Origin of the sequence: Enterococcus sp. S22(2020), assembly GCF_020295385.1 — a bacterium.
Lineage (GTDB): Bacteria > Bacillota > Bacilli > Lactobacillales > Enterococcaceae > Enterococcus_L > Enterococcus_L dunnyi.
Genome location: NZ_JACFUD010000001.1, coordinates 585,799 through 598,369, shown reverse-complemented (window position 1 = coordinate 598,369; position 12,571 = coordinate 585,799). Strand labels below are relative to the sequence as shown.

15 protein-coding genes are annotated in these 12,571 nt (G+C 41.0%); all 15 read left to right on the top strand.

All coding sequences use genetic code 11. The annotated features are described in order from the left end of the window. The first annotated feature begins 18 nt into the window (after window positions 1-18). Window positions 19-2,559 (top strand): choline trimethylamine-lyase, encoded by a 2,541-nt coding sequence (gene cutC / locus H3T55_RS02770; RefSeq protein ID WP_225532800.1) that lies wholly within the window; start codon window positions 19-21, stop codon window positions 2,557-2,559. A 16-nt stretch (window positions 2,560-2,575) separates the two neighbouring features. After that, the gene (gene cutD, locus H3T55_RS02765) at window positions 2,576-3,526 is read left to right on the top strand and encodes a choline TMA-lyase-activating enzyme (RefSeq protein ID WP_225532801.1); all 951 of its coding nucleotides are present in this window, start codon (window positions 2,576-2,578) and stop codon (window positions 3,524-3,526) included. A gap of 24 nt (window positions 3,527-3,550) precedes the next feature. After that, window positions 3,551-3,895, top strand: a complete 345-nt coding sequence (locus tag H3T55_RS02760; protein ID WP_088271441.1) for a BMC domain-containing protein — start codon at window positions 3,551-3,553, stop codon at window positions 3,893-3,895. Then, window positions 3,892-4,332, top strand: coding sequence for a EutP/PduV family microcompartment system protein (locus tag H3T55_RS02755; protein WP_225532802.1), 441 nt, complete (start codon window positions 3,892-3,894; stop codon window positions 4,330-4,332). The genes H3T55_RS02760 and H3T55_RS02755 overlap by 4 nt, the downstream gene beginning before the upstream one ends. Window positions 4,333-4,352: 20 nt before the next feature. After that, on the top strand, window positions 4,353-5,495 hold the full coding sequence (locus H3T55_RS02750) for a 1-propanol dehydrogenase PduQ (protein WP_225532803.1): 1,143 nt from the start codon (window positions 4,353-4,355) through the stop codon (window positions 5,493-5,495). Continuing rightward, window positions 5,495-6,043, top strand: coding sequence for a hypothetical protein (locus tag H3T55_RS02745; RefSeq protein WP_225532804.1), 549 nt, complete (start codon window positions 5,495-5,497; stop codon window positions 6,041-6,043). The genes H3T55_RS02750 and H3T55_RS02745 overlap by 1 nt, the downstream gene beginning before the upstream one ends. Then, window positions 6,036-6,875, top strand: a complete 840-nt coding sequence (gene eutJ, locus H3T55_RS02740; RefSeq protein WP_225532805.1) for an ethanolamine utilization protein EutJ — start codon at window positions 6,036-6,038, stop codon at window positions 6,873-6,875. The genes H3T55_RS02745 and eutJ overlap by 8 nt, the downstream gene beginning before the upstream one ends. A gap of 11 nt (window positions 6,876-6,886) precedes the next feature. Then, window positions 6,887-7,180, top strand: coding sequence for a BMC domain-containing protein (locus H3T55_RS02735; protein ID WP_087639303.1), 294 nt, complete (start codon window positions 6,887-6,889; stop codon window positions 7,178-7,180). After that, window positions 7,174-7,437, top strand: coding sequence for a EutN/CcmL family microcompartment protein (locus tag H3T55_RS02730; RefSeq protein WP_087639304.1), 264 nt, complete (start codon window positions 7,174-7,176; stop codon window positions 7,435-7,437). Before H3T55_RS02735 ends, H3T55_RS02730 begins: the two co-directional genes overlap by 7 nt. Before the next feature lie 16 nt (window positions 7,438-7,453). After that, on the top strand, window positions 7,454-8,071 hold the full coding sequence (locus H3T55_RS02725) for a cupin domain-containing protein (RefSeq protein WP_225532806.1): 618 nt from the start codon (window positions 7,454-7,456) through the stop codon (window positions 8,069-8,071). Further along, the gene (locus H3T55_RS02720) at window positions 8,068-8,607 is read left to right on the top strand and encodes a BMC domain-containing protein (RefSeq protein WP_225532807.1); all 540 of its coding nucleotides are present in this window, start codon (window positions 8,068-8,070) and stop codon (window positions 8,605-8,607) included. The genes H3T55_RS02725 and H3T55_RS02720 overlap by 4 nt, the downstream gene beginning before the upstream one ends. Before the next feature lie 10 nt (window positions 8,608-8,617). Continuing rightward, window positions 8,618-10,144: an acetaldehyde dehydrogenase (acetylating) gene (locus H3T55_RS02715; RefSeq protein WP_225532808.1), complete on the top strand. Its 1,527-nt coding sequence runs from the start codon at window positions 8,618-8,620 to the stop codon at window positions 10,142-10,144. 17 nt (window positions 10,145-10,161) lie between these two features. After that, window positions 10,162-10,812, top strand: a complete 651-nt coding sequence (locus H3T55_RS02710; RefSeq protein ID WP_225532809.1) for a phosphate propanoyltransferase — start codon at window positions 10,162-10,164, stop codon at window positions 10,810-10,812. A 25-nt stretch (window positions 10,813-10,837) separates the two neighbouring features. Then, window positions 10,838-11,116, top strand: coding sequence for an ethanolamine utilization microcompartment protein EutM (eutM, locus tag H3T55_RS02705; RefSeq protein ID WP_069662185.1), 279 nt, complete (start codon window positions 10,838-10,840; stop codon window positions 11,114-11,116). Window positions 11,117-11,198: 82 nt separating this feature from the next. Beyond that, the gene (gene nox, locus H3T55_RS02700) at window positions 11,199-12,530 is read left to right on the top strand and encodes a H2O-forming NADH oxidase (protein WP_225532810.1); all 1,332 of its coding nucleotides are present in this window, start codon (window positions 11,199-11,201) and stop codon (window positions 12,528-12,530) included. Window positions 12,531-12,571 lie beyond the last annotated feature (41 nt).

The window sequence follows — 12,571 nt, the reverse complement described above, 5'->3', positions numbered from 1 at the left end:
GTAAAGTGAGGGAATAAAATGGATATCAAAGAGTTTTCAGCAAAATTAGCTGAAGCAACAAAAGAATTAAGTCCGGAAGAACAAACAGCTTTAATGAAGATGTTTGCAACCGTTTCAGATGACTTAAATACTCCAAGCTCAACGAGCGGTGGATTTGCATCTGCTGGTCAAACGACGATCCCAGCAGGCATTACACCTCGTTTAGAGGCACTAAAGGAAAACTACTTAAAGCAAGTGCCTACGATCACTACACATAGAGCAAGAGTGATCACTGAGATCGCTAAAGAAAATCCGGGAATGCCTAAGAATATTTTAAGAGCAAAATCATTCAAACGCTGCTGCGAAACAGCACCTTTAGTGATCCAGGACAATGAACTGATCGTTGGTGCTCCTAATGGTGCTCCTCGTGCGGGTTCATTTTCACCAGACATTGCATGGCGTTGGATGGAAGAAGAAATCGAAACGATTTCCAGCCGTCCGCAAGATCCATTTTTCATTTCTGATGAAGACAAGAAAATCATGAGAGAAGAACTATTTCCGTTCTGGAAAGGCAAATCGATCGACGAATATTGTGAAGATCAGTTTCGTGAAGCAGGAGTTTGGGAACTATCAGGAGAGTCTTTTGTCTCTGATTGTTCCTACCATCAATTAAATGGCGGTGGTGACTCAAATCCAGGATATGACGTGATCTTGATGAAAAAAGGGATGCTGGATATTCAAAAAGAAGCGCAAGAGCAGCTTGAAAAAATGGATTATGAAAACCCAGAAGATATCGAAAAAATTTATTTTTATAAGTCTATCATCGATACAGCAGAGGGTGTCATGATCTATGCACGCAGAATGTCGGAGTACGCTGCACAGTTGGCGCAAAGAGAAACGGATCCTAAACGTAAAGCAGAGCTTCAAAAGATTTCTGAAGTCAATGCAAAAGTTCCTGCACATAAACCAGAAACCTTTTGGGAAGCGATCCAGGCTGTTTGGACGATCGAATCATTATTAGTCGTTGAAGAAAATCAAACAGGGATGTCGATCGGTCGCGTGGATCAATACATGTATCCATTTTTCAAAAATGATTTAGCAACAGGCAAAATGAATGAATTCGAAGCTTTTGAATTAGCAGGCTGTATGCTGATCAAGATGTCTGAAATGATGTGGATCACAAGCGAAGGCGGTTCTAAATTCTTTGCTGGCTATCAGCCATTTGTCAATATGTGTGTCGGCGGGGTGACGCGTGAAGGACATGATGCGACGAATGAGTTGACCTATTTATTGATGGATGCTGTCCGCCATGTCAAAGTCTATCAACCATCCTTGGCTTGTCGAATCCATAATCGTTCACCGAGAGAATATTTGAAAAAAATCGTTGATGTTGTTCGAGCAGGAATCGGGTTTCCAGCTTGTCACTTTGATGATACACATATCAAAATGATGCTGGCTAAAGGTGTATCGATCGAAGATGCCCGAGATTATTGTTTAATGGGCTGTGTAGAGCCGCAAAAATCTGGACGTTTATATCAATGGACATCAACTGCCTATACGCAATGGCCGATTTGTATCGAGCTAGTTCTAAATAAAGGCGTACCGCTATGGTATGGTAAAAAAGTTTGTCCTGATACAGGCGACTTAGCGAATTTCAAAACATTTGAACAGTTTGAAGATGCAGTCAAAGAGCAAATCAAATACATCACGAAATGGTCATCAGTAGCGACCGTCATCACGCAACGAGTACATCGTGATTTAGCACCGAAACCGTTGATGTCATTGATGTATGAAGGCTGTATGGAAAGTGGAAAAGATGTTTCAAGTGGCGGAGCAATGTATAACTTTGGTCCGGGAGTTGTCTGGTCAGGCTTAGCAACCTACGCTGATTCAATGGCCGCCATCAAAAAACTGGTTTTCGATGAGAAAAAATATTCGTTAGAAGAATTGAATCGTGCATTGAAAGCTGATTTTGTTGGTTACGAACAAATTCGTACAGACTGCTTAAATGCACCTAAATATGGGAATGATGATGATTATGCTGACTTGATCGCAGCAGACTTGATTCATTTTACAGAAAAAGAACACAGACAATACAAAACCTTGTATTCAGAATTGTGTCACGGAACATTATCGATCTCAAATAATACCCCATTAGGTCAAATGACTGGTGCTTCTGCCAATGGACGTAAAGCGTGGATTCCATTATCAGATGGAATCAGCCCAACGCAAGGAGCCGATTTCAAAGGACCGACAGCGATCATCAAATCGATCTCAAAAATGGCGAACGATACGATGAATATGGGGATGGTCCACAACTTCAAGATCATGTCAGGTTTGTTAAGTACACCTGAAGGGGAAGAAAGTTTGATCACGTTATTGAAGACTGCTAGTGTTCTGGGCAATGGTGAAATGCAGTTTAACTATTTAGATAATGAAACATTGTTGGAAGCACAAAAGCATCCGGAAGAATACCGTGATTTGATCGTTCGAGTAGCAGGCTACAGTGCCTTCTTCGTTGAATTATGTCAGGATGTACAGGATGAAATCATCAGCCGGACAATGTTGACCAAGTTTTAACTCTGGAGGATGAAAAATGAATGACCCAAGCACGGAAACAATAGAGAGACAAGTCATGATTTTTAATGTACAAAAATATAGCTTATACGACGGTCCTGGCATTAGAACGATCGTATTTTTTAAAGGCTGTCCACTGCGTTGTCAGTGGTGTGCGAATCCAGAAGGTTTGGAGCGCAAGTTTGAAGTAATGTATAAAGAAAGTGTTTGTAGTGACTGTCGAGCATGCGTCGATGTGTGTCCAGTGGGGATTCATTATATGGATGAAAATGGCGATCATCAAGTGAATCGGGATATCGCCTGCACAGGTTGCCGCGCTTGTTCAGATGTCTGTCCAATGGCAGCCTTGAACATTACAGGTGAAATCAAATCGATTTCAGAAGTCATGGAAATCGTTCATGAAGATGATGAATTTTATGAACAATCCGGTGGCGGTGTGACACTTAGCGGAGGTGAATGTACTGCTCAGCCAGAAGCAGCGCTTGCATTACTACAAGCTTGTAAAGCGGATGGGATCAATACAGCAATTGAAACCTGTGGACATTCTAGAATGGAACGATTGCTCAAAATCGCTGAATATGTAGATCTTTTCTTGTTTGATTTAAAACATATGGACCCTGTCCGACACAATGAATTGACTGGAATCAGTAATGAAAAAATTTTGGCAAATTTAAAAGAAGTTTTAGAACTGGGGCATGACGTACAAATTCGGATGCCGATGCTGAAAATGATCAATGACAGCCAACAAGAAATTCAGGCGATCATCGAATTTTTACTGCCGTATAAAGATTATCCTAATTTTCATGGGATCGATTTGTTACCTTATCATAAATTAGGGGTGAATAAATACGGACAACTCGGTATGGAATATCCTGTTGCTGGAGATCCTTCGTTGACAGATCCTGAACTGGATCAAATCGAACGCTGGATCAAAGACTATGATTTTCCGGTGAAAGTGGTTCGTCATTAGAAAAGTGAGAAAGGAAGCGATCTGATGCTGGAAAGTAATGCACAGCGGGTGATAGAAGAATCTGTTCCAGGAAAGCAAGTGACCTTGGCTCACGTCATTGCTTCGCCGATCACAGAAGTCTATGAGTCACTAGGCGTCGAAGACACGGGAGCAATCGGTATCTTAACCATTTCTCCGTTTGAGACAGCGATCATCGCTGCGGATATCGCTGGAAAAAGTGCAGACGTAACAGTCGGTTTCCTTGATCGCTTTACTGGTTCAGTGTTGTTGACGGGCGATGTTCAAAGTGTAGAAGTAGCTTTAGGGGCTGTCGTGACTATTTTAAAAGAACGGCTGGATTATGAAGTTGTTCAGGTCACAAAGACATGAATAAACGTTTGTTGATCGTAGGCCCAAAGGGAAGCGGCAGTCGTATCATTGCCCAGGCGATCGAGCAAACAGACAAGCCGATTCGGAAAGTTGCTAATCTACTTTATACCAAAAAAACGATCATTGTTCCAAGTCAGTATCTTGAGAGTCCTTGGATGCATAAACATATCATTGCATTGCAGCAAGAAGCTCATCAAGCCTTGTTTCTATTACCTATTCAGAGCATGAAAAAAAGTTATCCACCTAATTTTGCTCAAGTTTTTAGAATACCGATAGCGGGTGTCATTACTTATAAAACTAGCGATTACTCCGAAGAAAGAGTACTAAAAGCACAGCGATCATTAAAAGAAATAGGGATCAAAAGAAGACATATTCAAGTTGATTTGACTGATAAAAACGATTTATTAACCGTTGAAAAGTATTTGAACATGAAATAAGTAAGAAAGGAGGCTATTTTTTGTTTAATCAATTTAAAATGCCGACCAAAATCATTACAGGAGCAGGAAGCTTAGCAGAACTACAAGCACTATCTTTAAAGAAAGTCTTGATCATCTGTGATCCATTTATGGAACAAAATGGATCTGCTGAAAAAATTGGAAAGCTGCTGAAAGAAAAAAAGATTGGCTATAGTATTTTTTCTGAAATCATTCCAGATCCAACGATTGATGTCGTAACGAAAGGGCTGATTGCAGCAATCAAGTCCAAACCTGATGGAATGATTGCTTTAGGCGGCGGCTCAGCGATGGATGCAGCAAAAGTGATTCGACAAATGTATATCACAGCTGAAAAAGAAAGCTCCGTTCAGTTGATCTGTATTCCTACAACGAGTGGTACGGGTAGTGAAGTGACCGCTTTTGCAGTGATATCTGATCCTATTGTACAAAGTAAATATGCTTTGGTCGATGATCAGATGATTCCTGATTATGCAATATTAGATCCCCTGTTAACGATGAGTGTTCCCAAAAATGTCACAGCAGATACAGGGATCGATGTTTTTACTCATTGTATGGAAGCTTTAGCTTCAACAAATGCTACTGACTTTACCGATGCTTGTGCTGAAAAAGCAATGAAAATCATTTGGAATGACTTGGTTTCAGTTTTTAATGATGGCGAAAATAGTATGCTGCGCGAAAAAATCCACAATGCTTCATGCCTAGCTGGAATCGCATTCAGCGAAGCTTCTTTAGGAATTTGTCATAGCTTAGCACATGCTCTAGGCGGTCGTTTCCATATTCCGCATGGTCGAGCGAATGCGATGTTATTGCCTCATGTGATCAGTTACAATGCCGGTCTAGAGATAGAAAAAGAAATTCCGCAGTTACTGAGATATAAAAATATAGCGGAGCTTTTAGGCTTTAAAGCCGGGACCTCAAAGGCAACTGTTCATGCGATGAATACAGGGATTCAGCGTCAGTTTAAACAAATGGGCATTCCTAAGACCATCAATGAATACGGGATCGATCCAGAAGAATTTATTACGGCGATTCCTGAAATGGCTGAGAAAGCTTTAGAAGATAAATGTACATTGACTAACCCAAGAACACCGAAAAAAGCAGAACTAGAATCGATTTATCAGAGGCTGTTAAGAGGTGGTTATTGATGCACTTTATTACTGAAAGTGAATTACGAACCCATTTCCGCAAGGAGCCTTTTACACATATGACATTGACAGAAACGGAACGCTTAACACCAGGAGCAAAGCAATTTTTGCAGGATAAACGAATCGAATTGGTTCTTACAAACAAACAGTCAGCAAAAGAAAAAAAAGAGAGAGAGACACGGTCTAGTTTGATCGCCTACCAGGAGATTCTTTCTGCAGAATTACTTGAAGCTGCTATTTTAGCTAAGGAAAAGCAAATAATACTAGGACAAAAGTTACTCGTATTACAAAAAAAAATCATGACCTTTTTTTCTAATGACTGTTTAGGCTCAGAAGAATCAATAGAACCAGTGAAAGCATCATTATTTCAATTTGACGCTATTCACATTTTTAGTGAACAAGGTCTGTTGTTGATCAAACTTAAGAAAATCTATGGCCTCATTACTCTGATTTCAACTGAAAATCCACAATACGAATCTGGGCTAACAGCTGTTGCTCAAGAACTTAGTGTGTTAGTCAAACAACTAGTAGGGGATGCCGATGAATAAACAAATGCTAAAGAAATGCAATCAATTTATTGCCGATTTTGAAAAAGTGATCCAAAAACCAAAAAAACATCCTTCGAACGTTTACTATACAGGAGTTGATTTAGGAACAGCATGTATTGTATTAGCAGTCTTAGATGAACAGTATCAGCCTGTTGCGGGAGCGTATCGCTATGCCGATGTTGTTCGAGATGGCATGGTGGTTGATTACATTGGCGCAGTTGAAATCGTCAGTGAGCTAAAAGCAGAGCTGGAACAACAACTGAAAACAGAACTAGTCTATGCAGCGGCTTCGTTGCCTCCTGGAACGGATGAATTAGATGGTGGTGCAATCAAAAACGTTGTTCAAAGTGCAGGTTTTGAACTGACCAACTTGCTGGACGAGCCGACAGCAGCCAATCAATTGCTGAAAATAGCTGACGGAGCGGTTGTTGATATTGGCGGAGGAACAACAGGTATTTCGATCATCGAAGCAGGAAAAGTGGTCAAAGTTGCAGACGAGGCGACTGGTGGTACTCATCTATCTTTAGTTTTGGCCGGTGCATATAAATTTTCCTTTGACGAAGCTGAGCAGTATAAGCGAGAAGTTAAACACCATGATGAGTTATTGCCAGTCCTAAAACCAGTGATCGAAAAAATTTCATCGATCATTATACAGCAAACCTCCGGGTTTACTGTCAACGGTATTTATCTGGTTGGCGGTACAGCTTGTTTGAAAAATATTGAAACAATCATAGAAAAAACGACAGGCATCCCAACATTCAAGCCAATCAATCCGATGTTTGCAACACCCTTGGGAATTGCCTTAAGTTGTACAGATCAAGTATTAAAGTAGGAGGTAAGGTCATGGATTGCCGCATTATCAAATCACCAGGGGAAAATACATTAGCGATTTTAAATCGCCGAAAGGGCTCAAAGGAAGAATTAGGTACGCCAGATGCAGTCGGATTAGTGCAAGGAAAATTGATCGAGATGATTTGTGCCACAGATGTTGCTGAAAAAGCAGTCGGTGTAACGATCGAAGATATTCGGGGCAGCTGTCCGCAGAATATGATCTTGTTAGCAATTTTTGGCGATACCGCTTCGGTCACAGCTGCAATCGAAGAAATCAAACGAAGAGAGAAGAATGGCCAATGGTAACTGCAACCTTGATGGATAATATTTGGGCTACGCGCAAATCAGAAAAATTAAATGGCTTAAAGTTGATGCTGGCGCAAGTCACTGGTGGTTCTAGAGATGGCGAACGGATGGTAGTCTGCGACGTGATCGGTGCCGGGATCGGTGATCGCGTGATTATCGCTACAGGATCAGCTGCCAGACGGATGCTGGAAGATGACCTGATTCCGATCGATGCAGCTGTTGTCGGGATCATTGATGAAAGTTGTGAGTCTGTATAAAAGAGAGTGTGGCAAAATGAAAAAATTAATTTGTGCAGAAGATATCGAAACCCTTTATAAAGAGGGAAAACAGTGTCTGACAGTAACAAAACAAACAATTATTACACCTTCTGCAAAAGATCTAGCAGAAGAGTACAACATTGTATTCCAAGTTCAAAAAGAACCTGTAAGAACGATGAATCCAGCTGTCTGTGAAACGATTTCTAAAGAAGGATTGGTCTCCTTATTAAGGCAATTATTAAATGATGCTGGAATCGATAGTTTTTCAGACGTTCCTTTTGCATATGAAAAACATAGCAGTGGATTGAAGATCATCAAAGGTTCTACTGTAAAGCTTAGTCCTTTGAATCTAGATGATCCCAAAATTCGCTATCAAGAATTGATCACACCAGCGGAAAGTCGATTCAGTTGCGGAATCATGGAAATACAAGATAGTTGCTTTTATGATGATCAAACGTTGGAGTCATTCAACTACATCATTGAAGGCGAACTTCAATTGACGATCGGCGGAGCAACTTTTACAGCAACTAAAGGGGATACGATTTTCATTCCAGAGAATCAAGCGGTCAGCTGGTCTACACCAAACAAGGTCACGATGTTCTGTGGAAAATCGAAAGGTGTTGGTAAAGAATGAATCAAGCGATCGGAATGATTGAGACAAGAGGCTTACTTGCGATGATCGAAGCAGCTGATGTCATGCTTAAATCATCAGAAGTACAACTTCTAGGTAAAAATAAAGTCGGTGGCGGGTTGAACACTGTGCTGATCACAGGGGATGTAGCGGCAGTTACTACAGCTGTTCAAGCAGCTGCAGCAAGTGTGGAGCGTTTAGGATCAGGTTTGTTAGCGGGTACGCATGTGATTGCCCGTCCGGAAATTGCTCCTGAACAGTTTATCCAAACGAAAATGATCGAAGAGCCGATCACTGAAACTGTCGATGTGATCGAAGTCATTGAGGCAGAACCTATCGTAGAAGCTTATGACATAGAAACAAATGAAGTCGATAAAAAAGAAGCGCTGTTACAAGAGCTTAGTCAAATGAAAGTCGTTGATTTAAGAAAATTAGCGAAAGAGCAAACCAACTTTAGCATTGCCAAAAAAGAAATCTACCGCACCAGTAAAGAAACACTGATTGCAGCGTTGATTGACTTTTTAATAACAAATGAATAGAGGATCAGGAATGGAAACTTTTGACAAAGATTTACGTTCTGTCCAAGAAGCGCGTGATTTAGCCCGCAAAGGTCAAATCGCTGCAGAACAAATCGCGACTTTCTCGGAAGAACAAATCGATAAAATTTTATGTAATATGAAAGAAACGGCAAGCAAGCACGCAGCTTGTTTGGCAGAGCGGGCGGTAAAAGAAACTGGTTTTGGGAAAGTATTAGACAAAACCTATAAAAATCATGCGGCATCAACCTTGCTTTATGAAGAAATCAAAAATGAAAAGACAGTCGGCATTGTTGCCGAAGATCCAGCTAAAGGGACCTTTGATGTTGCTGAGCCTGTTGGTTTAGTTTTGGGGATCATCCCTTCAACCAATCCAACATCTACTGTGATCTTTAAAGCAATGATCGCAATCAAATCAAGAAATGCGATCGTCTTTTCTCCGCATCCAGCGGCTCTTGAGTGTACGAAAAAAACAGCAGAAATGTTGAATCGTGCAGCTGTTGCTGCTGGTGCACCAGAAGGGATCATCAGCTGTTCAGCGATTCCAACAATGGCTGGAACCAATGAATTACTACATGCTCCAGAGGTAAGTTTGATCATTGCCACTGGCGGTCCAGGTATGGTCAAAGCAGCGTACAGTTCTGGCAAGCCTGCTTTAGGTGTAGGTGCGGGAAATTCGCCGGCATATATTGAACGAACAGCTGATGTAAAAAGCGCTGTCGCAAAAATCATGGCATCAAAAACTTTTGACAATGGAACGATTTGTGCCTCTGAGCAATCGATCATTTGTGAAGAAAGCAATAAAGAAGCAGTTATTCGCGAACTAAAAGCTCAGGGCGGCTATTTTATGTCTAAAGAGGAAACAGATAAGGTTTGTCAGCTGTTATTCAAAAATGGATATGCAATGAATGCTAAATTTGTCGGACGTTCTGCCGATGTGATTGCTGAAGCAGCTGGAATAACAATTCCAGTGGATACAAAAGTTTTGATCGGTGCACAAGACGGCGTAGGTGCCGGCTATCCGTTATCTTTTGAGAAACTGACAACGGTATTGGCATTTTATGTGGTCAATGACTGGGAAGAAGCTTGTCACTTGAGTATCGAGCTATTACAAAATGGTATTGGACATACCATGAGTATCCATACGAATGACCGTGATATCGTGATGAAATTTGCAGCAAAACCGGCTTCAAGAATCTTAGTCAATACTGGCGGCAGTCAAGGCGGTACAGGGATCAGCACTGGCTTGCCGATATCCTTTACCTTAGGTTGTGGAACATTTGGCGGTAGTTCAGTCTCAGAAAATGTTGGACCGAAACACCTATTAAATATCAAAAAAGTAGCGTACGGCTTAAAAGATGTCACTACTTTGATTGAAAACGATCCAACCTTTACCTTTGAAAAAACAATTGATGATCAGACTTGTCCAACAGTTTCTGTACCGGATACAAAGGTGACTGGAGGAAGTCAGATAGCTAATGATGATCTAGAAACATTAGCAAAAGTTGTTCGTCAAGTGTTGGCTGGGATGAATCAATAAAGAAATGAGCTGAATCAATGAATAATTATGAAGAGTTATTGGGCCTAATACTAGAGAAACTGGCAGAAGGCGGACTAAAAGAAACAACCTCTAACAGCAATGCAATTCCTGTAGGGATTTCCAACCGCCATATCCATTTATCGCAAAAAGACGTGGATAAACTATTTGGTCAAGGATACCAATTGACCAAATTAAAAGACCTATCTCAGCCAGGGCAGTATGCGTGTAAAGAGACACTAATGATCTGCGGTCCTAAGGGGATGATCGAAAATGTCCGAATTTTAGGACCGGTCAGAAAACAGACGCAAGTCGAAATTTTACAAAGTGATTCGTTCAAAGTTGGTGTCAAAGCTCCTTTGCGCTTGTCTGGTGACTTAGCTGGAACGGCTGGCATCACATTGATTGGACCGCATGGTTCAGTTGAATTGACCGAAGGTGTTGTTGTAGCAAAGCGTCACATCCATATGCTGCCGACTGATGCTGAGCGTTTAGGTGTACGTGATGGTGAAGCTGTAACGATCGCCTTTATTGGCGAGCGTGGCGGAACACTGAGCAATGTTATTATTCGAGCGGTTGAAAATTCTGGCTTAGAGTGTCATATCGATACAGAAGAAGCAAATGCTCTTGGGGTAAAACCTGGCGCAATGATTGTTATCCAAAAAAATTAATATATATCTTTAGGAGGAAATTATAATGAAATCTGATGCTTTAGGAATGATCGAAACAAAAGGACTAATTGGTTCTATTGAGGCGGCCGATGCAATGGTCAAAGCTGCAAATGTTTCACTAGTAGGAAAAGAATTAGTTGGTGGCGGAATCGTGACAGTGATGGTACGTGGAGATGTAGGTGCTGTTAAAGCGGCGACTGATGCTGGTGCTGCCGCTGCTCAGCGTGTTGGTGAGCTATTATCTGTTCACGTGATTCCGCGTCCGCATTCAGAAGTAGAAAACATTTTACCGACAGAAGCATAATCCATAAAGTTGAAAAGGTGAAGCATAGAAGTCAATCGTGCCTCACCTTTTTATTTAGCAGTAACGGGAAAGGGAGGAAAAAATGAATAAAACAGTGATCATTGGTTCAAACCATGCAGGAATCGCAGCGGCAAATACATTGCTGGATCAGTACCCAAACCAAGAAGTAATGATGATCGAAAAAAATTCTAATCTTAGCTATTTAGGCTGCGGCACAGCGCTTTGGGTCGGTCGACAAATCGATTCTTATGAAGGTCTATTTTATACAAAGAAAGAAGACTTTGAAGCGAAAGGAGCTAAAATCTATACCGAAACAACGGTAGCGCAAATCGATTTTCAACAAAAGAACATTCAATGTCAGTCCAGTACAGGAGAACGTTTTTGTGAAAGTTATGATACGCTGATTTTAGCGACAGGTTCTAAACCGATCGCACCAAATATTCCAGGAGCTGATTTAGAAAATATCCATTTTTTAAAACGATTCCAAGATGGTCAGGCAGTAGATAAACGAATGTCAGAACCAAATATCAAAACAGTTGCGGTGATCGGTGCCGGTTATATTGGTGTAGAGATTGCTGAGGCGGCAAAACGCAGAGGGAAGCACGTTCTACTTTTTGACGGAACTGAACGTTCACTTCCTAGCTACTATGACAGAGAATTTACCGATAAAATGGATAAAAATTTGTCAGAGAATGGCATTGAGCTGCATTTTGGTGAGTTAGCAAAAGAATACAGAGGAAGGAAGGCTGTTGAAGCGATCGTAACGAATAAAGGATGCTACAACGTTGACCTAGTGATCAATGCGATCGGTTTTTTGCCAAACAATGAACTTGGAAAAGAGCATTTAGAGTTATTTCATAATGGCGCTTACGTAGTAGATGAATATCAACAAACGAGTGATCCTTCTGTGTATGCTGTTGGAGACTGTGCCACGATCTATTCAAACGCACTTAAGAAGATCAGCTATATTGCATTGGCAACAAATGCTGTCAGAACAGGCTTAGTTGCAGGCCATAATATTGGCGGAACCAAGCTTGCTTCTTCAGGTGTTCAAGGCTCAAACGGGATCTCGATATTTGGACTGAATATGGTGTCAACAGGACTTTCAGTAGAGGCTGCGAAAAAAAATGGAATCGACGTATTGCATACAGATTATGAAGATTTGCAAAAACCCGGATTTATGGCTGATAACGCTCAAGTGAAAATCCGAATTGTCTATGAAAAAAGCTCACGTAGGATCATCGGAGCACAAATGTGTTCACGTGCAGAGATCTCAATGGGGATCCATTTATTTTCATTAGCGATCGAGCAAAATGTAACGATCGATGAATTAAAATTATTAGATATTTTCTTTTTGCCGCATTTTAATCAGCCCTATAACTACATTACAATGGCGGCTTTAACAGCAGAATAATCAACAAGACACTGACGTATTTTACGTTCAGTGTCTTGTTA